We start from the raw sequence: 21,137 nt of genomic DNA, 5'->3' as shown, positions 1-21,137 counted from the left end.
CGTCACAGCGCGCTCCGGGGCGAGGGGGAGAGCCCGAGCAGCCGGGCCATCAGCACGCCGGTCCGCTGTGAACCGGAGGGCGTGATCCGGGCCAGCCAGTCGAGGGCCTTGGCCTCGGCGCCGATGACGACTCGCGCCCTGCGCCTGCGCACGCCGTCGAGGATGACGGCGGCGGCCATCTCGGGGCTGTGCAACGCCAGCCGCCGGTCGAAGACGCCCGCGATCGCGTCCCCGTCCAGGCCGTCGGCGACCGCCAGGCGCCGGGTGATCCCCGTCCTGATGCCGCCGGGGTGGACGCAGGTCACGTGCACCGGGTGCCGGGCGGCCAGCATCTCCTGGCGCAGCGCCTCGGTGAACCCGCGGACGGCGAACTTGGAGGCGTTGTAGGCGCTCTGGCCGGGGAAGGTGATGAGCCCGAACAGGCTGGAGACGGTGACGAGATGCCCGTCTCCGGACGCCACCAGGTGGGGCAGGAAGGCGGTGGTGGCGTAGACGGCGCCCCAGAAATTGACCTTGAAGATGTGCTCGACGTCCTCCAGGCGCGCCCGTTCGACCTCGCCGTAGTAGGCGATGCCGGCGTTGTTGTACAGCTGGTTCACCCTCCCGAACTGGGTGAGGACGTCACCGGCGTAGGAGGCGACCGCGTCCCGGTCGGTGACGTCCAGGTGGTCGGCCTTGACGTCGGCGCCCCCGGCCTTGCACCGGTCGGCGGTCTCGGCCAGGCCGGCGGCGTCGATGTCGGAGATCGCCAGAGCGGCGCCGGACCCGGCGAGGCGCAGGGCGAGCGCCCGCCCGATCCCCGAGCCCGCGCCCGTGACGACGGCGACCTTTCCCGTGAAACGGGTTGTTCCGGTTCTCCTGGTCATGGGGTCTCCGCGTGGGAAGTGTGATAGGCGTCGAGGTCGAACGTGCGGGTGACCTGCCGGAACTCGTAGGAGAAGCCCGGCCACATCGTGGTGTTGGCGCCGTGTTTGTCCATGTACCAGCTGGCGCAGCGCCCGGTGTTCCACACGCTGCGCGCCAGCTTGTCCTGCAGCGTCCGCGAGAACCGGTCCTGGGCGTCCGCGCGCACCTCCACCGATCGGATGCGCCGCCGCCGCATGGTCTCGACGGCCTCGACCAGATAGTTCACCTGGCACTCGATCATGAAGATCATCGAGTTGTGGCCGAGGCCGGTGTTGGGGCCCACGAGGATGAACAGGTTCGGGAAGCCCGCGACGGCGGTGCCCTTGTAACACTTGCGGCCGACGTCGTCGAACACCTCGCCGAGGGTCCTGCCGTGCCTGCCGAAGATCTTGCGGTAGGTGGGGGAGTCGGTCACCTGGAACCCGGTGGCCAGGATGATGGCGTCGGTGTCGTGGAGGCCGCCGTCCGCGGTGGCGATGGAGTCGACGCCCACCTTGTCGATCCGCGCCGTCACCAGGCGCACGTGCTCACGGTTGAAGGCGGGGTAGTAGGAGTTGGACAGCAGGATGCGTTTGCAGCCCAGGCGGTAGTCGGGCGTCAGCTGCCGGCGTACCTCCGGGTCGCGCACCTCGTACCGCAGCTTGGCCCTGCTGAGGCGCTCCACGGGTTTGAGCAGCATCGGCCGCCTCGCCAGGCCGACGACCTGGGCCTCGTGCGCCCAGTACAGGACCGAGCGGACGAGCCGCCGGTAGAACGGCAGATGGCGGAAGGCCAGCCGTTCCGGCTTGGTGTAGCGGCGTTCCAGGCGCGGCAGTATCCAGGGGGCGGTGCGCTGGTAGACGCGCAGCTCGGCGACCTGGTCCGCGATGGCGGGGACGATCTGGACGGCGGAGGCGCCGGTGCCGATGACCGCGACCCTCTTGCCGGTCAGGTCCGCCTCGTGGCTCCAGCGGGCCGAGTGGAAGATCGGCCCGCCGAACGTGTCGAGCCCGGGGATGTCGGGCAGCGCCGGCTCGCAGAGCGCGCCCCACGCGCCCACCAGGACGGCGGCGGTGAACCGCCCCCTGGAGGTGCGCAGCTCCCACCGCCCGGCCGCGTCGTTCCAGCGGGCGTCGGTGACCTCGCACCCGAACACGTGCCTGCGGCGGATGTCGTACCGGTGCGCCACCCGGCGGATGTAGTCCTGGATCTCCGTCTGCTCCGAGAACGACCTCGTCCAGTCCGGGTTGAGCGCGAAGGAGTACGAGTACAGGTGGGACGGCACGTCGCACGCCGCCCCGGGATAGGTGTTGTCACGCCAGGTGCCGCCGACGTCGTCGCCGCGTTCCAGGATCAGGAAGTCGTCCCATCCCTTGAGGCGGAAGCGGACCGCGGCGGCGACGCCGGCCAGTCCTCCGCCGATCACGATGATGTGCGCGTGCCGCTCCGGCGGTTCCGCCGGATCCGGGTCCCCGGTGACCGCGGCCACGACGTCGAGCGGCGTCTTCGAGTCTGTAGAGTCCACGCGCGATCCGATCTCTCGTCATCGCCGTCTGCGCGATTCGCCCGGCGATTGTCGCAACCCCGCCTGACGTGCCTCTGAAACCCGGCCCCGCCGACGGACAGCGGTGTTTCAGGGGGCTTGGGGACCATGGGTGCCGCAACGGCCGCGATGTCCGGTGCCCCGGACCTTCGCCGTCGACGACCGGGCAGGTGAGGAGAGGTCCCATGGGATTCACGCCAGCGGAGACGGAATCGGCCGAGACACCGGACGTCCTGATAGTCGGGGCCGGAATGGCCGGGCTGGGCATGGCGATCGAACTGCTCCGCGCCGGCATGTCCGACTTCGTCGTGCTGGAGAAGGCCGACGGCGTCGGCGGGACGTGGCGCGAGAACACCTATCCGGGCTGCGCGTGCGACGTGGCGAGCGTCATGTACTCCTACTCCTTCGCCCCCAGCCGCAAATGGTCCAGGATGTACGCGCGGCAGCCGGAGATCCTCGACTACATCGCGAGCGTCGCCAAGGACCACGAGCTGGAGTCCTTCATCAGGTTCGGCACCGAGGCGGTGTCGTACGAGTTCGACGAGGCCGACGACCGGTGGCGGGTCCGCACCCGGTCGGGCCAGGAGTACCGGCCGCGGATCGTCGTGCTGGCGCACGGGGCGCTGCACCTGCCGAACGTCCCGGACTTCCCCGGCATGGCCCGCTTCAAGGGCCCGGTCTTCCACTCGGCCATGTGGGACGACTCCGTGCAACTGGCGGGCAAGCGGGTCGCGGTGATCGGCACCGGGGCGAGCGCCGTGCAGTTCATCCCGGAGATCGCGGGGGTCGCGGCGCACGTCGACGTCTACCAGCGCAACGCGCACTGGATGCTGCCCAAGGCCGACCGGCCGTTCAAGACGTGGGAGCACCGGCTCTTCCGTACGCTGCCGTTCACGCAGTGGCTCTACCGGAACGTCGCGTACTGGACGCACGAACTCCCCGTCCTGGCCTTCCTCAACCCGCGGTTCGTCAAGATCCTGGAGCTGGCGTCGCGGCGCATGCTGGACAAGCAGGTTCCCGATCCGGAACTGCGCGCCAAGCTCACCCCCCGGTACAAGATCGGGTGCAAGCGCATCCTGTTGTCGAACGACTACTACCCCGCGTTGCTGCGCCCGGACGTGGACCTGGTCACCGACGGCATCGCCGAGTTCACCAAGACCGGCATCAGGACGGCGTCCGGCGAGGTCCGGGAGGCGGACGTGGTGATCCTCGGCACCGGGTTCCGCACCCACAACCGGTGCGCCGACATCCCGATCAAAGGCCGGGACGGGCTGTCGATCCAGGAGGCCTGGCGCGACGGCATGACCGCCTACCTGGGCATGACCGTCGCCGGGATGCCGAACATGTTCATGATCATGGGGCCCAACTCCGGCGGCGGAGCGCAGTCGATCCTGTTCGTCATCGAGTCGCAGCTCCACTACATCGTCGAGTGCCTCCGCATGATGAAGGCGCGCCGGGCCACCCGGTTGGAGGTGCGCGCGGAGGTCCAGCGCCGGTTCAACGCCTGGCTGCACGGCAAGCTCAACCGGTCGGTCTGGAACACCGGCGGCTGCCACAGCTGGTTCCTCGACCACACCGGGCAGAACCGGCATTCGTGGCCGGGGACCGGCACGTCCTACTGGAAGGCCACCCGGCGCCCCGATCCGAGGGCGTTCATCCTGTCCGGCCGGGCCGCGCAGGGCGCCCCGCAAGTGAACCCGCGGGCCGGGTCCTCCGCCGGCGGTCAGTGAGGCGTACGCCTCGGGGCCGGCGCGCGGTACGTCCCGCGGGCCGAGGCGTCGAGGCTCCTTGCTGGTGAATACGGTCGATCGTATTCTTTTCCAATGGATACCACCGCGCACATCGGTCTGACCGAAGAGACGGACCCCTACTGCGTCACGGCGGAGGACGCCGTCAGGATGCTGTCCGGAGCCCCCTGGCGCCGATACGCCGTGATCGGGGACAGCCTGTCGGCCGGCACCGGAGATCCCAGTCCGGGCTATCTCGACCAGGGGTGGTCCGACCGGCTCGCCGGCATCCTGCGGCGCGTCCAGCCGGACCTGGAGTACCTGAACACGGCGGAGGTCGGGGCGACCACCGGCGAGACGCTCGACAAGCAGGCCGGGCGGATGCTCGAGTTCGCTCCCGATCTCCTGCACGTGCCGTGCGGCGCCAACGACATCATCCGCCGGCAGCCGGACTTCGGCGAGATCGAGGCGACGCTGCGGCGCATGTACGACCTGGCGGCGGGGACCGGCGCGCGGCTGACCACGTTCACCCTGGGCCGGGCCTTCGTCGTGCCGGTCTTCCCCGACTGGCGCGACCGGGTCACCACGCTGAACGACATGGTCCGCCGCCTGGCCGCCGAGTACGGCGCTGTCGTCATCGACATGTGGAGCCACCCGGTCAACGACCGCGACACGCTGCTGAGCGCCGACCGCATCCACTTCTCCACGTCCGGGCAGGCGGTGATGGCGGCGGAGATGGTCAAGGCGCTGGCCGGCGTCCTCGGCCGCGACCGGGCCGGGTCCGGCGAAGACGCTCCCCGGCACACCTGACCGGCCGCGCCCGACCGGCCACATCTCCCGGTCCCGGCTCCGCGCACGGGCCGGCGGCTCCCGCCGCCGGCCCGTCGCCATGAGAGCGTTGAAGAAGAAATACGTACGGGCGTATGCTCTTCCTGTTCTCTTCGTGTCCCGTCGTGCCGAGGGCCGGCGGGGAGTCCCACGTACGGCAGGCGCAGTGCGACAGGCGCAGGAACAGGGAGGTCATGTGACCAGGGACCGGCAACAGGTGATCGCCCCCGCGGCGCCGACGGAGGAGGCGGCGATCCCCTGGGGAGCGATGTCGCTCGTCATGGTCGGCATGTTCATGGCGATCCTCGACTCGTTCATCGTCGTGGTGGCGGCCCCGTCGATCGCGGCCGATCTGGGCGCCTCCGTCGGCGACCTGCAATGGATTCTGGCCGCATACCAGCTCAGCTACGCGACCCTGATGATCACGGGTGGTCGCGTGGCGGACCTGTTCGGCCGCAAGCGGATCTACGTCCTGGGCATGGCGATATTCACGCTCTCGTCTATCGCGTGCGCCATGGCGCCGAGCCCGGGAACGCTCATCGCCGCGCGAGTCGTCCAGGGCGTGGGCGCGGCCCTGATGGTCCCCCAGGTGTTCGCCGTCGTCACGGTGCTGGTCCCCGAGAAGGGAAGGCACCGGGTCTTCGGCGTCCTGGGCGTCGTGATCGGCATGGCCACGATCAGCGGCCAGCTCGTCGGCGGCCTGCTGATCGGAGCCGACATCTTCGGCTCCGACTGGCGGGCGGTGTTCTGGGTCAACGTGCCGATCGGCGTCGTCACGCTCCTGCTCGCCCTGGCGTACGTCCCGGAGTCGCGCTCTCCCGCGGCCCGCAAGCTCGACATCCCCGGCATGCTGGCGCTCAGCGTCGCGCTGCTGCTGGCGGTCTTCCCGCTGATCCAGGGGCGGGAGGAAGGCTGGCCGTGGTGGATCTGGGCGTGTTTCGCCGCGAGCCTGATCGCGTTCGGGGTCTTCGTCGTGATCGAACGCGCCGTGGCCGGCCGCGGCGGCGATCCGCTGATGACGCTGTCGCTGTTCGCCCAGCGCTCGTTCTCGCTGGGCATCGTGCTGGTCCTGGCCGTGTACGCGCTGCTCAGCTCGTACTACCTGTCGCTGTCGGTCGCCATGCAGCAGGGCCTCGGCATGTCGGCGCTGGGCGCGGGGCTGGTGTACACGCCCGCCGCGACCGTCTTCTTCATCTTCAGCATGGTGGCGGGCCGGCTCGTGCCGAAGTACGGCCGGCGCGTGCTCGAGGTCGGCGCGATCATTCTGGCCCTCGGATACCTGACGACGACGGTCGTGCTGCTGTTCGGCCCGCGGCTCACTCCGGCGCTGGTGATTCCCACTCTCATGCTGCAGAGCGTCGGCGGCGGACTGCTCATCACGCCGCTGCTGAACACCGTGCTGAGCCGGATCAAGCCGGAGTCGGTGGGGATGGCCTCCGGGTCGCTGTCCACGGCTCAGCAGGTCGGCGGCGCGCTCGGCGTCGCCGTGATCGGCGCGGTGTTCTTCAACTCCTTCCACCCGCAGGCGGACGGGCCGGTGGAGGCCGCGGGGCACGCCTTCGCGATGGCGTCGCTGGGCACGTTCGTGGTCGCCGCGGTGACCGCCGTCCTCATCTTCCTGTTGCCCAAGCGGGCCGGGGCGGGCCGCTGAGGCGATGACCGGCCCTCCTCGGATGACCGGCCCTCCTCAGATGACCGGGCCTCGGATGACCGGCCCTCCTCGGGAGGGCCGGTCAGAGGCCCAGCATCCCGTTCACGGCACGGTAGACCTTGTCCACCACGTCGGCGTCTCCCATGCGCAGGGCGGTGTTGGCGGCGCACAGCAGGGCGTCGATCTGGAAGGCGGCGAGCTGGGTGTCCAGACCGGAGACCTCGCCCTCGGCGACGGCGTGCCCCAGCTCGCGCGCGATGGTCGCGACCCACTCCTGCTGGTCGCGGAACAGCGCGTCGCGGATCGGGCCCGGCCTGCTGTCGAAGTCCGCCAGGTTCGCGGCCCGGAAACAGCCGCCGGCGAACAGCGGAGCCGTGGCGTACTCGGTCCAGCGGTCGAGCAGCGCGCGCAGCCGGGCGACGCCCGGCGGCACCGACCGGGTCGGCCGGATGACCGCGTCGATGAACAGGCGGCGCGCGTACTCGATGGTGGCGAGCTGGAGCGTCTCCTTGCTCTTGAAGAGGGTCTGGATACCGGCCTTGCTGAGCCCGGTCTCGGTGGCGAGCCGTCCGAAGGAGACGTTCTCGAGCCCCTCCAGCGAGGCCAGGTCGACCGCGTGCCGCAGGACGCGCTCGCGTGTCCTGGCGCCGCGCAGCAGGCGCTTGTCCGTGACCCCGGTCTTTCCCCCCAGGAGAGCCTGACCGGGTGCGATCGTGTCATCGTGTGGCGCGACGGGATCCACAGCACTCCCCATACGATCGACCGTACACCATAAGTCCTCACCCCGATCGGCCGCAGGCGAACGCGAGGATCCGAACCCGCCGTCTCGCCCTACCGGTCTCCGCGCAACCTACTCGATCGACCGGGTAGCTGCTCGAACGTGCGGGTCCCCCCTGCGGATTCCCTCTGGTTAGACTCCTGCCGATGACAATTCGGTGAGATCCACCTGTTACTCGTCGCCAAAGGCCTTGACCTGCCGCCGAGGGGACCATTCCTCCGCCGGTGATGCGGCAACTATGTGGCGCGGCCCTGTTTTTCCACTAGGGGGAAGTGAACTGTGGCGATCGTTGGCATCGATATTCTCGGTCCACTGCGAGTCAGGTTCTCCAATTGTGAGGCGGCACCGACCGGAGCGAAGCTGAGGAGCCTTTTCGCCATTCTCGCCTTCCGGGCCGGGCATACGGTGATGCGCGACGAGCTCATCGACGAACTCGACCTGATGAACACCACCGACGACGCCGTCAACGCCCTGCACGCGCATCTCGCCCGGCTCCGCCGCTGGCTGCGGCACTACGGCCGGGGATGCGACCTGATCGAGACGGTCGGCTCCGACTACCGGCTCAACCTGGACCGGGGCAAGGTGGACGCGCACCGGTTCGTCAGCCTCACCGAGCGTGCGCTGGAACTGGCGCCGGGAACTCCCTCGGTGGTCGCGAGCATCCTCAAGGACGCGCTGTGCCTGTGGCGCGGCGACGCCATGCTCGACGCGCTCGACGGCCGGCTGGGCGCCGCCGCGGCCAACGAACTCGACAACTGGCGGGCGGTCGCGCGGGAGACGCTGATCGACGCGTGGCTCTCGCTCGGCAGCAACCAGCAGGTCGTGCTGAACGCCAGGAAATTCATCGCCGAGAATCCGCTGAACGAGATGATGCACGCCCGGCACATTCGCGCACTGTGCCGCATGGGCCGGTACGCCGAGGCGATCGAGGCCTACAAGAACGCCGAGAAGGTGCTGAGCGACGAACTGGGCGTCGGGCCGGGCAGCGAGCTCCGTCTCGCCACCGAGGACCTGGCGACCCTCGGCCCGGGCCTGGCGCTTCCCGCCGAGGGCCGGCGAGGCGCGGCCGGCCACGGGGATCCGGCGTCCCACGCCGGACGCGCCACGAGGAAGGCGCCCCGCCCCACGGGCCCGGCCCGGCCGGACCGGCCCGCGGACCGGTGGGCCGCACTCGGCGCGGGCCGATGACCCCTGGCGGGAAGCGGCGGCTTTTCCCGCGTACAGGCCGCCGGGATTTCGGCGAGAGCTGACGTCACCCTCGCGCCACCGTTGTATCGCCGCCGTGTCACCGCCATGGTGCGATGCGGTGCGATGTCCTGGCCCGCGACGGCGGCCGGGGGTTATCGTCGGTGACAGTCCGATTCCACTTGCTCGTTCCGTCCGAACAGCCGCTGCCGGCGCCGGTCACGGCGAGGGCGGACAACCGGGGTCCGTACACGCGGACGTGACGGAGCCGGGAGGAGGCGTGCATGCGGCATGCCGGTGAAACGCCTGCCGGCACGGGCGAGTCGTTCGTGCGGGTCCTGAAGGGAGCGCTGTCCCGAGCGGAGTGCCGGGCGATCGTCGACCGTATGGCGGACGCGGCCGGTCATCCGGGAAGCGTGCTCAGGAGGAGCGCCGACGTGGTCGACCTTCGCCTGCGCCGCTGCCGGGAGCACACACTCGACGACGAGGCTGCCCGCCTCGTCGTGGCGGCCATGGTCGGGGCCGCCCGCGAGGCGCACGCCGGTGTGGGGGAGGAGATCAGGCTCGACGGCCCCAAGTTCTGCAGCTACGCGCAGGGCGAGTACTTCCGCGCCCACCGCGACCGTTCCGGAGACGCGCGTGACCCGGACGTCGTACGGGCTCGGCGCCTGACCGTGGTGTGCGCGCTCAACGACGCGGACCCCGACGGCGGGCTGCCGGTCTTCGACGGCGGCGCGTTGATCCTGCACGTGCCGGGGAGCGACGGCGTCATGGAGGCCCGCCCCGTCCAGCCGGCGGCCGGGTCGTTGGTGATCTTCGAGGCCGGCCTGTTGCACGAGGTGCGTCCGGTCAGAGCCGGCACCAGATACTCGGCCATCGCCTGGACCTTCGCCCCCGCCGGGACGGAGCCCGCCGGGCACGACGGGTGAAGTCCACACGGACCGACAGGAGGGTCATGCGATGCGGAACCTGCACGACGACGTCAACGAGTGTCTCGAAGTCCGGGTGACGGACGATCTCCTCGGTGCCTACCGTCCGGAGCTGGCCGGGTTCCTGAGCGCGTGCGGGCTGGGACGTCTCCTCGAGGAGGTGTTCGTCCCGCTGGCCGCCTCGTGCCGCACCCGGACGGCCGTGGCGTACGAGGAGCGCCCCTGGCCGCCGGCCGGGGTCGGCGCGAGGGCGCTGCGCGGGCTGGCGCTCGGGGTGGTCAGCGACGACGGCCAGGCGCTGCTGACCCCGGTCGCTCTCACACCGCAGCACCGCACGAACATCGGGCTCTCCGCCGCACTGCTCAAGGTCCTCCTGGAGGACCTCGGGGCGCAGGAGATCGAGTGGCTCGCGGTGTTCGTCAACCAGCGCTCCAAGCTCGTCGCCGGGGAGCTCGCGAGCGTCGGGTTCGAGCCGCGTGAGGCGCGGGTGGTCACCGGCCAGGCCGAGTTCACCGCGTACGCCGGAAGACCCGCCGAGATCCTCGGGCGCCTGGGGCTGGCCGACGCCCGGTTGGGCGACGTCCTCGCGCTCAACCTGGAACCTGCGCTGATCACCAAGCTCGCCGCGTTCCAGTTCTCGCTGTCCGAAGGGGTCAAGAACTACTGGGCGGACAAGCCGCAGTGGGCCGAGGTGTTCCCCGGATTCATCGACTGGGCGGCACTTCCCCCCGGCGGCATCACCGGGACGGCCGGGCCGGGCGCCGACCCGGTCGACCCCGTGATCGTCGTTCCGAAGTAGGCGTCGTCCCGTCGTGGCGGCCTCCATCGACATCGTCATCCGGTCCTATCACCGCGACAGGCACTGGCTCGCCCTCGCGCTGCGGTCGGTCGAACTGTTCGTGACGGGCCATCGGAACGTGGTCGTGGTGATACCCGAGACGAGCGCGTCCCGGATGGACACCGCGCCGCTGCGCGACGCTCCCGGCGTGCGCCTTCGTCTCTGTCCCGGCGGCGACGACGACTACCTGGGCCAGCAGCTCACCAAGTTGCACGCCGACCTGCTGACCGACGCCGCCCTGATCGTGCATCTCGACTCCGATCAGGTGTTCGTCCGGCCGTGCGACCTGCGAGAGCGGCTCTGGAAGGAGGGAAGGCCGTGGATGGCGTTCTCGAGCGGTGACCGCAGGCCGCCCCGCGACGGATGGCGGCGATCGCCCGCCGCGTTCTTCGGGCGGCCCGTGCACTGCGACCTGGCGACGCCGTTGCCGCTCGCCGTACCACGTCACGTCTACGGCGCGGTGCGGGAGCACAGCCTCGACGCGCACGGCGTCCCCATCGCCGAGTACGCCCGCCGCGCGGGGGCCGGGAGGTTCAGCGAGGCCGCGTTGCTCCGCGGCCACGCCCTGCTGTTCGAACCCGAGCGGTACGCCTGGGTGGACGTGCGCGACGTGGATCCCCTCCCCGAATGCCTGACCTTCTGGAGCCGGGCCGAGACCCCGGCCTCGGCCGCCCACCGCCTTCCCCCGGCGCTGGCCGAGCAGGCGCTCGCGGGCGTCCCGTGACGAGGACGGCGCCGGTGTCGGTCGTCATCTCCACCTACCAGGAGGGAGAGGCGCTCGCCGCGACGGTGCGCTCCGTCTCGCACGCGAACCCGCGGCCGCGCGAGATCGTCGTGGTCGACGACGGGAGCACCGACGGGAGCGCCGAGCGGGACTGGCCGGACCACGTCACGCTGGTGCGCCAGGCGCACCGCGGCATCGCGGCCGCGAGGAACCGCGGGTCGCGAGTCGCCTCGCAGCCGGCGCTGGTGTTCCTCGACGCCCACTGCGATGTGGCGGACGGCTGGCTGGACCCGCTTCTCGACCTCCTCGACGAGGAACCCGAGGCCGTCGCCGGGCCCGCCGTACGGGACGCGGAGGAGCCGGATTACGTCGGGTGCGGCGCCCGGATCGTGGACGCGCTGTTCACCTACCGGTGGCAGCGGGTCCCGGACACGGCGGGCGCCCTCGTGCCCGTCGGCGTGGTCCCCGGAGGCTGCCTGGCGGTCAGCCGGAGGGCGTTCGCCGACGCCGGTGGGTTCGCCCCCTTCACCGGCTTCGGTGTGGAGGACGTCGAGATCAGCCTGCGGTGGTGGCGCGCGGGCCGTCCCCTGCTCGGGGTCCCGGCCTCGCAGGTCGCGCACCGGTTCCGCGCGACGCCGCCGTACCGCCCCGACCAGGCGTCGTGGCTGCGCAACGTCCTGCGTACGGCCCTGCTGCACCTGACGGGCGAGCGCCTGCGCGCGACCGTGCTCGCCTGCGCCCGTTTCTCGTCGTTCAACCGGGCCGTCGCGGACGTCCTCACCGAGCGGTGGGCGGAGGCGGCATCGCGGCTCGCCGTGGCGGAGGTCCGGCAGGTCGTCTCCTACCTCGACACGTGGGCCCCGGCGGCCTTCCCGGCGCAGGCCTCTTCGGACGACGCTCCGGCGATCGACGGATGGACCGCGTGGTGAGCGGCCGCGAAGCGGCCTCGGCGGCCTCCCGGACGTCACAGGCGCCGGCGGCGAGGCGCGCGGGGCCGCACCGGGCCCGGCGCGGTGGCCGGGAGTGATGTTCGGAGTAATGTTCTGGCATGTTCGCCGCCACCGTCACTCAGACCGATCCGGACGACCCGCTCAAGGGCCTGACGCTCGGGGAGCACCCCGAGCCGGCCGCACCGGAAGGATGGACGACCGTCACGGTCCGGGCCGCCGCGCTCAACCACCACGACCTGTGGACCCTCAAAGGTGTGGGGATCAGCCAGGACCGGCTGCCGATCGTGCTCGGCTGCGACGCGGCGGGGGTGGACGAGGACGGCGACGAGGTCATCGTCCACTCCGTGATCGGCACCCCGGTCGACGGGGACGAGACCCTCGACCCGGCGCGCTCGCTGCTGTCGGAGAAGTACGACGGCACGTTCGCCGAGAAGGTCGTGGTGCCCCGCCGCAACCTGGTGCCCAAGCCCGCGGCGATCACCTTCGAGGAGGCCGCCTGCCTGCCCACGGCCTGGCTGACGGCCTACCGCATGCTCTTCGACAAGGCCGGGCTGGAGCCGGGCTCGACCATCCTGGTCCAGGGCGCCGGCGGCGGTGTGGCGACCGCGCTGATCGCGCTCGGCCGGGCCGGCGGCTTCCGCGTCTGGGCGACCAGCCGCTCGCAGGACAAGCGCGAACGGGCACTCGCGCTCGGGGCCGACCGGGTCTTCGAGACGGGAGCGCGGCTGCCCGAGCGGGTGGACGCCGTCATGGAGACGGTCGGCGAGGCCACCTGGAAGCACTCGCTCAGCTCCCTGCGCCCCGGTGGCCGGATCGTCACCTGCGGCGCGACGAGCGGCATGGTCGCCGCGACGCAGCTCGCGCAGGTCTACTTCCTGCAGAAGTCGATCATCGGGTCCACGATGGGCACGCGCGAGCAGCTCGGGCGGCTCGCGGTGTTCCTGGAGCAGACGGGCGTCCGGCCGGCGATCGACCGGGTGCTGCCGCTGGCCGAGGCGGAGGAGGGGTTCGCCGCCATGCACCGCGGCGAGGTCTTCGGCAAGGTGGTCTTCACGCTCTGACGGCCGCCCGCGGGGCGGGCGGCGCTCTCGTCGCCGCCCTCCCACCGCCGGTCAGGGACGCAGGGCCCGGCGGATGCGCTCGGCGGCCTCGTCGAGGGCGGCCCGGCACTCGGCCAGGGCGCGCTCGTCCGGCACGCCGGCATCCGAGGTGCGGTGGACGTCGGCGACGAAGTCGGCCAGCATCCGGCTGAGCGCGGCGTCGTGGCCGCCCTGCCGGCCGCCGCCGAACCCCCAGGACTCCTCCCAGACGCGGCGCCACTCGTGCTGCCGGCGCTCGCTCTCCTCCTGCCACTGGCGCTTGTGGCGGCGCCACTCCTCCTTCTGCCTGCGCCACTCCTCCTTGGCGTGGTCGCGCTGCCGCCGCCAGTCCTCCTTCTGCTCACGCCGCTGGTCGCGGTTGTCGTGGCCGATGTCCCTGGCCATCTGGGTGAGCTCCTCGCGCAGGGAACGCACGGTCTGCCGCACGTCCTCCTTGACCTCCCGCGCGATGTCCTGCACGGAGGCGGTGATCTCCTGCTCCAGGTCGGCCAGCTCGTCCATCCGGTCGTTCAGTTCGGCCCGCCCCTTGTCGGTGAGGGTGAAGACCTTCTTGCCGTCCACGACCTCGTGGGTGACCAGGCCCTCGTCCTCCAGCCGGGCCAGCCGGGGATAGATCGTGCCGGGAGAGGGGGAGTAGACGCCGAGGAAACGGTCCTGCAGGAGCCGGATGACCTCGTAGCCGTGCCGCGGGCTCTCCTCCAGCAACTTCAGCAGGTACAACCGCAACCGGCCATGCCCGAAAACAGGACTCATGCCGTCTCCTCCGTTCGCCTGCCGGCGGGCTGGCCGCTCAGCAGGGTGACCGCACCGGACACCGTGGTCGCCGACAGGGACGCCATGCCGCCGCCCAGCCTGCCGTCGAGCGAGCGGGCTCCCGGCATCGCGGAGGCGCGCAGCTCGGGGAAGGCCGAGTCGATCCTGCCTGAGGTCGAGTGGACGGACACGTCGGCGTCCACGTTCTGCGGGAGCCGTACGACGATCGTGCCCGACATGCTGTGCAGCGTGACGTGGCCGGTGGGCTGCAGGTCCAGGTCCGCGGTGACGCGCCCGGACACCGTGTTCACGCGCAGCCGCCGCGGCCGGGCCGCGGCGACGGTGAGCTCGCCGGAGACGCTGGAGAAGGACAGATCGCCGACCAGCCCCCGGCTCTCCACCGAGCCCGAGACCGTCTCGGCCTGCACCTCGCCGCTGACGCCGTCGAGGACGATGTCCCCGGACACGGCCTTCACGCCGGTGATCCCCTCCATGCCCGCCACGACGGCGGATGCGGAGACGATCCCGGCCTGGACGGGACACGTCCTCGGCACGGTGAGCGTCAGCGTGGTCCTGCGCGGACCCGGGCGCAACCACCCCAGGATGCCGTCCCACGTCAGGTCCTTGTAGGCGACCGTCAGGCGGCCGTCGTCGTCGTGGGTCACCACGAGCGGCGCGCCGTCCACCTCCGTCACTTCGAGCGTCGGCGGGCCGTCGCTGGCCAGCACGGCCAGCCGGCCGGCCACGACGCGCACGTTGAGCGCGGTGACCTCTCCGAACGTGAGCCGTCCGGGAGAGTCGATCGTGTATTGGGGCATCGCTCCGGCCCTTCCACGCGAAGTCCTCCGTCCGCGCGGCGGACACCGCGCGGACGTACCATCCACAAACAAGATATATCTCGTTTATGGAAAGTCAAGATGTATCGCGTCTTGCCGGGCTCCCGGACCGGGCAGCGGGAGCGGCCTCGTCAGCCGTCGTCCTCGGCCGTCGTCCTCGATCGCCGCCTTCAGCCGCCGTTCTCAGTCGTCGTCCTCGTCGAGGCGGGCGAGCCAGGTGGCCAGCCGCTCCACAGGCACCTCGAACTCGGGGTTGAGGTCGACGAACTCGCGCAGCCGCTCCGCGAGCCAGCCGACGCTGACCTCCTCCTGGCCGCGGCGCTCGACGAGCTCCTCGATCCCCCTGTCGGTGAAATACATACTTCGCTCCAGTAAACGGCCTGATTCATGGAGAGAGGTCCCCCACGGACGTGGGGGACCTCCTCGGTCGTACGGGACCTCCGGTCAGCCGAAGATCTCGCCCAGGATGCCGTGCAGCTCCTCGTCGTGCTTGGCGTGGGAGCCGACGGCCGGCGAGGAGTTCGGCGTACGCGAGACCCGGCGGAAGGTGCGGCCCCCGAGCAGCTCGGGCTTCTCCACCATCTTCAGGCTCAGGTACGGCCACGGGCCCATGTTGACGGGCTCGTCCTGCGCCCAGACGAGGTCCGCGTCGGCGGGATAGCGGCCCAGCTCGGCCTTGAGCGGGTTCTCCGGGAACGGGTAGATGCGCTCCAGGCGCACCAGCGCCACGTCGTTCCTGCCGTCCTTCTCGCGCCGCGCGAGCAGGTCGTAGTAGATCCTGCCCGAGCAGACCACGATCCGCCGGACCGCCGACGGGTCCACCGTCGAGTCGCCGATGACCGGGCGGAAGGCGCCGGTGGTGAACTCCGACGTCGCCGAGGCCGCCGCCTTGAGCCGCAGCAGCGACTTGGGCGTGAACACGATCAGGGGCTTGCGCCGCTGCGAGAGCACCTGCCAGCGCAGCAGGTGGAAGTAGTTCGCCGGGGTGCTCGGCTGCGCCACCGTCATGTTGTCCTGCGCGCACAGCTGCAGGTAGCGCTCGATGCGGCCGGAGGAGTGGTCCGGGCCCTGGCCCTCGTAGCCGTGCGGCAGCAGCAGCACGACCGAGGAGCGCTGGCCCCACTTCTGCTCGCCCGACGAGATGAACTCGTCGATGATCGACTGGGCGCCGTTGGCGAAGTCGCCGAACTGCGCCTCCCAGGCGACCAGGGCGTCCGGGCGGACCACGCTGTAGCCGTACTCGAAGCCCATCGCGGCGAACTCGCTGAGCAGCGAGTCGTACACGTAGAACTTCGTGGTGCCGTGGTTGAACGTCTTGAGCGGGGTGTGCTCCTCGCCGGTCACGCGGTCGACCAGCACGGCGTGGCGCTGGCCGAAGGTGCCGCGGCGGGAGTCCTGGCCCACCAGGCGGACCGGGTGGTCGTCGATGAGCAGCGAGCCGAACGCGAGCAGCTCACCGGTCGCCCAGTCGATCGCGTCCTCGGAGATCATGGTGCCGCGGCGCTGGATCACCGGGGCGAGGCGCGGGTGGACGGTGAAGCCCTCGGGCAGGTTGAGCTGGGTGTCGATGACCCGCTTGACGACCTCCTCCGAGATCGCCGTCTTGGTGTCCTCGTGCGACCAGGGAATCTGCTCGTCCGGCTGAGGAACCACGACCGCGCCGGGCTCCAGCGGCCTCTTGGCGGCCTCGCGAGTCTCGGTGAAGGCCCGCTCCAGCTGCTCCTGGTAGTCGCGCAGGGCCTGCTCGGCCTCCTCCACCGTGATGTCCCCGCGGCCGATGAGGGCCTCGGTGTACAGCTTGCGGGTCGAGCGCTTGGCGTCGATGAGGTCGTACATGAGGGGCTGGGTGAAGGCCGGGTTGTCGCCCTCGTTGTGGCCGCGCCGCCGGTAGCAGATCATGTCGATGACGACGTCCTTGCGGAACGTCTGGCGGTACTCGTAGGCCAGCCGGCCGACGCGGACGACCGCCTCGGGGTCGTCGCCGTTCACATGGAAGATCGGCGCCTGGATCATGCGCGCGACGTCGGTGGCGTACACGCTGGAGCGCGAGGACGCGGGGGAGGTGGTGAAGCCGACCTGGTTGTTCACCACGATGTGCACGGTGCCGCCGGTGCGGTAGCCGCGCAGCTGGGACAGGTGCAGGGTCTCGGCGACCACGCCCTGACCGGCGAACGCCGCGTCGCCGTGGACGAGCACGGGCAGGACGGTGAAGCCCTCCTCGCCGCGCTCCAGCAGGTCCTGCTTGGCGCGGACCACGCCCTCCAGGACGGGGTCGACGGCCTCCAGGTGCGAGGGGTTCGCGACCACGGACGTGCTGATCTTGTTGCCGCACGGGGCCACGAAGTCGCCGCTCGCGCCGAGGTGGTACTTCACGTCGCCGGAGCCGTGCGCGCTGCGGGGGTCGATGTTGCCCTCGAACTCGCCGAAGACCTGGGCGTACGACTTGCCCACGATGTTGGCGAGCACGTTGAGCCGGCCGCGGTGGGCCATGCCGATGACGACCTCGTCGAGGTTCTCCTCGGCCGCCGAGCTGATCACCGAGTCGAGCAGCGGGATCAGCGACTCGCCGCCCTCGAGCGAGAACCGCTTCTGGCCGACGTACTTGGTCTGCAGGAACGTCTCGAACGCCTCGGCGGTGTTGAGCCTGCGCAGGATGTGCAGCTGCTCCTCACGGTCGGGCTTGGCGTGCGGCCGCTCCACCCGCGCCTGGATCCAGGCCCGCTCCTCGGGGTTCTGGATGTGCATGTACTCGATGCCGACCGTGCGGACGTACGAGTCGCGCAGCACGCCGAGGATGTCGCGCAGCTTCATCAGCGGCTTGCCGCCGAAGCCGCCCGTCGGGAACTCGCGCTCCAGGTCCCACAGCGTCAGGCCGTGCGACTGGATGTCGAGGTCGGGGTGCTTGCGCTGGCGGTACTCCAGCGGGTCGGTGTCGGCCATGAGGTGGCCGCGGACCCGGTAGGCGTGGATGAGCTCCAGCACGCGGGCCGACTTGGCCACGTCGTCGTCGTGGGTGGCCGAGATGTCCTGCACCCAGCGGACCGGCTCGTACGGGATGCGCAGCGACTCGAAGATCTCGTCGTAGAAGCCCTCGGCACCGAGCAGGAGCTGGTGGATGCGGCGCAGGAAGTCGCCCGACTGGGCGCCCTGGATGATCCGGTGGTCGTAGGTGGAGGTGAGCGTCATCACCTTGCTGATGGCCAGGCGGGACAGCGTCTCCCCGGAGGCGCCCTGGTACTCCGCCGGGTACTCCATCGCGCCGACGCCGATGATCGTGCCCTGGCCGGGCATCAGCCGCGGCACCGAGTGGACCGTGCCGATCGTGCCGGGGTTCGTAAGGGAGATCGTGGTGCCCTGGAAGTCCTCCACGCCCAGCTTGCCCCCGCGGGCCTTGCGCACGATCTCCTCGTACGCCGTCCAGAACTGGCGGAAGTCCATCGTCTCGGCCTGCTTGATCGAGGGCACCAGCAGCTGGCGGGTGCCGTCGCTCTTCTGCACGTCGATGGCGAGGCCGAGCCCGACGTGCTCCGGCTTGACGAGGACGGGCTTGCCGTCCACCTCGGCGTACGAGTGGTTCATCTCAGGCATGGACTTGAGCGCCTGGACGATCGCGTAGCCGATGAGGTGGGTGAAGGAGATCTTGCCGCCGCGGCCGCGGGACAGGTGGTTGTTGATGACGATGCGGTTGTCGATCAGCAGCTTCGCGGGGACCGCGCGGACGCTGGTGGCCGTGGGGACGACCAGCGAGGCCTCCATGTTGGCGGCCGTGCGCGCGGCGGCGCCGCGCAGCTTCTCCTCGACCGCGCCGGCCGGCACCGGGGCCTGCTGCTTGGCGGGCGCGGGCGCCTTCGCCTCGGGCTTGGCCTGCGGCGCGGGCTTCGGGGCGGGCTTCGGCGGGGCCGTCTGCGGCGCCGGGGTCACCGGCGCGGGAGCCTCCGGTGCGGCAGTCGCGGTCGCACCGTTCGCGGCGCCTGCGGACTTGGACGGAGCGGGCTTGGCCGTCCCGTTGTAGTCAGCGAAGAAGTGCCACCAGGCCTGGTCAACAGACTCGGGATCTTCGAGATACTTCTGGTACAACTCGTCGACAAGCCACTCATTTTGCCCGAAGCTTGCCAGCGGGTTTGTCCGCGACGACTCAGACGACACGGCGGAAATCGCCCTCTTCCGCAGATCGGCGTTGATGTTTGGTGAACCTGTCCAAGGCTACTCGCCTCGCACACCGAGGTGCGCCCCGGCGGGTCGCAGGCCCCGGCCCATCCTCCCAGGATCGATAAAACAGGTCACGCGCGGATAGCCCGTCTGGGTGGTGAGGTAGTCCTTACCCTCTGGTCACATCGACTGGGTCAGCCGATGAGCCGCGACTCGATCCGGATATTGGGACTTATATCGGACAGCATACCCGTGAGGTCGTCGCCCGCCGCACGCAGCGCGTCCGGGGAGAGCGGTTCGAGACGCTCCAGGAGGAAGAGCGCGTCCACGGTGTCCTCGGTGATCCTCGTCCTGACGCACTGCCGCCAGTTCCACCGCCGGCAGGTGACCCCGGCGTCGTCGCGCCACACCACCTCGCCGATCTCCGGGTCGCCCAGCGCCTCCTCCGACGGCTCGTCGCCCGCGGCCCGCACCAGCCGCGCGGCGCCCTGGTAGCGGCGCAGGTCCTCGCCGCCGATCGGCAGGCCGTGCCGTACGGACACGGTGTTGTAGGCGTCCACCACCAGGTTGATCTCGGGGAGCGGCATCCGGCGGACCAGCGCGTCGACCGACGGCCGGGTGCGCTGGGGCTTGGCGCCGAAGGCGCGGTAGGCCGTCCGCCAGGACTCGATCCTGGGATCGTCCAGCGGCACGGCGTCCGCGGCGGCACCGGCGAGCCAGGCCCGCGAGCGGTCGTCGGACGGCCCGTTGCGCAGGCCGTACGCGCAGATCACCAGGACGGCGAAGTCCGGACGCAGCGCCGTGACGGCGTCGTCCACCCAGATGTCGTCGATCACGCCCGACAGCCTACGGCCACGCCCGCATGGCGAGTGTCGCCACCACCTGCAGGTCCTCCCGGCTCGCGCCATCCCTGGCCTGGGTGGACATGCCCTGGATGACGGCGGCGTAGAAGGTCGCCAGCCCGGGGGCGTCGGTCTCGGGCGCGAGGAGGCCGGCCTCGACGTCCCGCTCGACACGGCGGCGGATGGCGGCCTTGCCGGCCTCGCGGTGCGCCCGCAGCTCCTCGATCACGCCGGGATCGCTCGTGTTCACCCCCGCCGAGATGACCATGCACCCGGGCGGGTGCGCGGGATCGGTGTAGACCTCCGCCGCCTCGCGGAGCAGGCGCTCGACGGCCGCCCGCGCGGCCGGCTCCCCGGCCAGGGCCCGGGCGGCGAACGCGCCGTGGGTCTCCTGGTAGCGCCGCACGGCCTCGCCGAACAGCCGGCGCTTGTCGCCGAAGGCGGCGTAGAGGCTGGGCGGGTTGATGCCCATCGCGGCCGTCAGTCCGGCGACCGAGGTCGCCTCGTAGCCGTGCCGCCAGAACTCCTCCAGCGCCCGGTTCAGTGCGACGTCCCGATCGAACGCCCTGGACCTTCCCATGCGTCGATTTTATAGCGATCGCTACAAGTCGTGTTATTTTGTAGCGAACGCTAAAGAAAGGAGCGGTCATGACCGCACTGCACGGCAAGACGGCGCTGGTGACGGGCGCGGGCAGGGGGATCGGCCGGGCGATCGCCGAACGGCTGGCGGCCGACGGGGCGCTGGTGGCGGTGAACTACGCCAGGGACGAGGCGGCGGCGAAGGACACGGTGGCGGCCATCGAGGCCCGGGGCGGCCGGGCCTTCGCGGTGCGGGCCGAACTGGGCGTGCCGGGCGCCGTGGACGAGCTGTTCGCCGGGCTGGACCGGGAGCTGGGACCGGAGGCGCCGATCGACATCCTGGTCAACAACACGGGGATCACCGTGCGGGGCACGATCGAGGAGGTCACGCCGGAGGATTACGACAGGGCGTTCGCCGTCAACACGCGGGCGGCCTTCTTCGTCACGCGCCGGGCGCTGCCGCGCATCCCCGACGGCGGCCGGATCGTGACCGTCACCTCGGGGGTGACCCGGATCGCGTTCCCCGAGGCGATCGCGTACGCGATGACCAAGGGCGCGCTGGAGACCTTCACACTGGCGCTGGCCAAGCACCTCGGGCCAAGGGGGATCACGGTCAACAACGTGGCGCCGGGGATCGTCGACACCGACATGAACGCGGAATGGCTGCGCGGCGACGAGGCGGCCTGGGCGGCGTCGGCCGGCCGCGCGGCGCTGGGCCGGGTGGGCACGCCGCGGGACGTGGCCGGGGTGGTCGCGTTCCTCGCCTCCGACGACGCGGGCTGGGTCACCGGCGCCACCGTGGACGCCACCGGCGGCAGCGACCTGTGACGCCCTCCCCGG

Annotated in this window: 19 protein-coding genes; 10 read left to right on the top strand and 9 right to left on the bottom strand. The window is 71.0% G+C overall.

What is annotated here, in order from left to right:
* Positions 1-2: 2 nt before the first annotated feature.
* Both ACWEQG_RS36145 and ACWEQG_RS36140 read right to left on the bottom strand, forming a co-directional pair.
* Complete coding sequence (locus ACWEQG_RS36145; RefSeq protein WP_452291806.1) at positions 3-866, bottom strand: SDR family NAD(P)-dependent oxidoreductase; 864 nt, start codon at positions 864-866, stop codon at positions 3-5.
* Positions 863-2,410, bottom strand: a complete 1,548-nt coding sequence (locus ACWEQG_RS36140) for a flavin-containing monooxygenase (RefSeq protein ID WP_452291804.1) — start codon at positions 2,408-2,410, stop codon at positions 863-865. The genes ACWEQG_RS36145 and ACWEQG_RS36140 overlap by 4 nt, the downstream gene beginning before the upstream one ends.
* Positions 2,411-2,613: 203 nt before the next feature.
* Here ACWEQG_RS36140 and ACWEQG_RS36135 point away from each other — a divergent pair, with 203 nt between their 5' ends.
* From ACWEQG_RS36135 to ACWEQG_RS36125, 3 genes are all read left to right on the top strand, one after another.
* On the top strand, positions 2,614-4,158 hold the full coding sequence (locus ACWEQG_RS36135; protein ID WP_452291802.1) for a flavin-containing monooxygenase: 1,545 nt from the start codon (positions 2,614-2,616) through the stop codon (positions 4,156-4,158).
* Between the two features lie 93 nt (positions 4,159-4,251).
* Entirely contained in the window at positions 4,252-4,965 is a 714-nt protein-coding gene (locus tag ACWEQG_RS36130; RefSeq protein ID WP_452291800.1) for an SGNH/GDSL hydrolase family protein, read from the top strand.
* Between the two features lie 214 nt (positions 4,966-5,179).
* A complete protein-coding gene (locus ACWEQG_RS36125) occupies positions 5,180-6,634 on the top strand; it encodes an MFS transporter (protein WP_363471929.1) in 1,455 nt (484 codons plus the stop codon).
* 82 nt (positions 6,635-6,716) lie between these two features.
* Here ACWEQG_RS36125 and ACWEQG_RS36120 read toward each other — a convergent pair whose 3' ends face one another.
* On the bottom strand, positions 6,717-7,388 hold the full coding sequence (locus ACWEQG_RS36120; RefSeq protein WP_452291798.1) for a TetR/AcrR family transcriptional regulator: 672 nt from the start codon (positions 7,386-7,388) through the stop codon (positions 6,717-6,719).
* A gap of 432 nt (positions 7,389-7,820) precedes the next feature.
* Here ACWEQG_RS36120 and ACWEQG_RS36115 point away from each other — a divergent pair, with 432 nt between their 5' ends.
* From ACWEQG_RS36115 to ACWEQG_RS36090, 6 genes are all read left to right on the top strand, one after another.
* A complete protein-coding gene (locus tag ACWEQG_RS36115) occupies positions 7,821-8,600 on the top strand; it encodes an AfsR/SARP family transcriptional regulator (RefSeq protein WP_452291797.1) in 780 nt (259 codons plus the stop codon).
* Positions 8,601-8,881: 281 nt separating this feature from the next.
* Positions 8,882-9,526, top strand: coding sequence for a 2OG-Fe(II) oxygenase (locus ACWEQG_RS36110; RefSeq protein ID WP_452291795.1), 645 nt, complete (start codon positions 8,882-8,884; stop codon positions 9,524-9,526).
* Between the two features lie 31 nt (positions 9,527-9,557).
* Positions 9,558-10,325: a hypothetical protein gene (locus ACWEQG_RS36105; protein WP_452291793.1), complete on the top strand. Its 768-nt coding sequence runs from the start codon at positions 9,558-9,560 to the stop codon at positions 10,323-10,325.
* Between the two features lie 13 nt (positions 10,326-10,338).
* Entirely contained in the window at positions 10,339-11,088 is a 750-nt protein-coding gene (locus ACWEQG_RS36100; RefSeq protein ID WP_452291791.1) for a hypothetical protein, read from the top strand.
* Positions 11,089-11,102: 14 nt separating this feature from the next.
* The gene (locus ACWEQG_RS36095; RefSeq protein ID WP_452291789.1) at positions 11,103-12,017 is read left to right on the top strand and encodes a glycosyltransferase; all 915 of its coding nucleotides are present in this window, start codon (positions 11,103-11,105) and stop codon (positions 12,015-12,017) included.
* A 119-nt stretch (positions 12,018-12,136) separates the two neighbouring features.
* Positions 12,137-13,099, top strand: a complete 963-nt coding sequence (locus ACWEQG_RS36090) for a zinc-binding dehydrogenase (RefSeq protein WP_452291787.1) — start codon at positions 12,137-12,139, stop codon at positions 13,097-13,099.
* Between the two features lie 51 nt (positions 13,100-13,150).
* Here ACWEQG_RS36090 and ACWEQG_RS36085 read toward each other — a convergent pair whose 3' ends face one another.
* The 6 genes from ACWEQG_RS36085 to ACWEQG_RS36060 form a co-directional block, all read right to left on the bottom strand.
* Positions 13,151-13,891 (bottom strand): helix-turn-helix transcriptional regulator, encoded by a 741-nt coding sequence (locus ACWEQG_RS36085; protein ID WP_452291785.1) that lies wholly within the window; start codon positions 13,889-13,891, stop codon positions 13,151-13,153.
* Positions 13,888-14,709 (bottom strand): DUF4097 family beta strand repeat-containing protein, encoded by an 822-nt coding sequence (locus ACWEQG_RS36080; protein WP_452291783.1) that lies wholly within the window; start codon positions 14,707-14,709, stop codon positions 13,888-13,890. Before ACWEQG_RS36080 ends, ACWEQG_RS36085 begins: the two co-directional genes overlap by 4 nt.
* A gap of 201 nt (positions 14,710-14,910) precedes the next feature.
* Entirely contained in the window at positions 14,911-15,087 is a 177-nt protein-coding gene (locus ACWEQG_RS36075; RefSeq protein WP_346229599.1) for a DUF6104 family protein, read from the bottom strand.
* Positions 15,088-15,171: 84 nt separating this feature from the next.
* Positions 15,172-18,873, bottom strand: a complete 3,702-nt coding sequence (locus ACWEQG_RS36070) for a multifunctional oxoglutarate decarboxylase/oxoglutarate dehydrogenase thiamine pyrophosphate-binding subunit/dihydrolipoyllysine-residue succinyltransferase subunit (protein ID WP_452291781.1) — start codon at positions 18,871-18,873, stop codon at positions 15,172-15,174.
* Positions 18,874-19,070: 197 nt separating this feature from the next.
* Entirely contained in the window at positions 19,071-19,712 is a 642-nt protein-coding gene (locus tag ACWEQG_RS36065) for a B3/B4 domain-containing protein (RefSeq protein ID WP_452291780.1), read from the bottom strand.
* Between the two features lie 10 nt (positions 19,713-19,722).
* Positions 19,723-20,298: a TetR/AcrR family transcriptional regulator gene (locus tag ACWEQG_RS36060; RefSeq protein ID WP_452291778.1), complete on the bottom strand. Its 576-nt coding sequence runs from the start codon at positions 20,296-20,298 to the stop codon at positions 19,723-19,725.
* Positions 20,299-20,366: 68 nt separating this feature from the next.
* On the opposite strand from ACWEQG_RS36060, the gene ACWEQG_RS36055 reads away from it, so the two are divergent.
* Positions 20,367-21,125, top strand: coding sequence for an SDR family oxidoreductase (locus ACWEQG_RS36055; RefSeq protein ID WP_452291776.1), 759 nt, complete (start codon positions 20,367-20,369; stop codon positions 21,123-21,125).
* Positions 21,126-21,137: the final 12 nt, after the last annotated feature.

Source organism: Microbispora sp. NPDC004025, assembly GCF_053604425.1.
The sequence above is the reverse complement of the archived record's forward strand: the minus strand, read 5'-3'. Positions and strand labels throughout refer to the sequence as shown.

Bases quoted from the DNA above. Each gene is read 5' to 3' on its own strand.
- ACWEQG_RS36145 (WP_452291806.1), bottom strand. From the start codon at position 866: ATGACCAGGAGAACCGGAACAACCCGTTTCACGGGAAAGGTCGCCGTC.
- ACWEQG_RS36135 (WP_452291802.1), top strand. From the start codon at position 2,614: ATGGGATTCACGCCAGCGGAGACGGAATCGGCCGAGACACCGGACGTC.
- ACWEQG_RS36130 (WP_452291800.1), top strand. From the start codon at position 4,252: ATGGATACCACCGCGCACATCGGTCTGACCGAAGAGACGGACCCCTAC.
- ACWEQG_RS36120 (WP_452291798.1), bottom strand. From the start codon at position 7,388: ATGGGGAGTGCTGTGGATCCCGTCGCGCCACACGATGACACGATCGCA.
- ACWEQG_RS36115 (WP_452291797.1), top strand. From the start codon at position 7,821: ATGCGCGACGAGCTCATCGACGAACTCGACCTGATGAACACCACCGAC.
- ACWEQG_RS36110 (WP_452291795.1), top strand. From the start codon at position 8,882: ATGCGGCATGCCGGTGAAACGCCTGCCGGCACGGGCGAGTCGTTCGTG.
- ACWEQG_RS36105 (WP_452291793.1), top strand. From the start codon at position 9,558: ATGCGGAACCTGCACGACGACGTCAACGAGTGTCTCGAAGTCCGGGTG.
- ACWEQG_RS36090 (WP_452291787.1), top strand. From the start codon at position 12,137: ATGTTCGCCGCCACCGTCACTCAGACCGATCCGGACGACCCGCTCAAG.
- ACWEQG_RS36085 (WP_452291785.1), bottom strand. From the start codon at position 13,891: ATGAGTCCTGTTTTCGGGCATGGCCGGTTGCGGTTGTACCTGCTGAAG.
- ACWEQG_RS36080 (WP_452291783.1), bottom strand. From the start codon at position 14,709: ATGCCCCAATACACGATCGACTCTCCCGGACGGCTCACGTTCGGAGAG.
- ACWEQG_RS36075 (WP_346229599.1), bottom strand. From the start codon at position 15,087: ATGTATTTCACCGACAGGGGGATCGAGGAGCTCGTCGAGCGCCGCGGC.
- ACWEQG_RS36060 (WP_452291778.1), bottom strand. From the start codon at position 20,298: ATGGGAAGGTCCAGGGCGTTCGATCGGGACGTCGCACTGAACCGGGCG.
- ACWEQG_RS36055 (WP_452291776.1), top strand. From the start codon at position 20,367: ATGACCGCACTGCACGGCAAGACGGCGCTGGTGACGGGCGCGGGCAGG.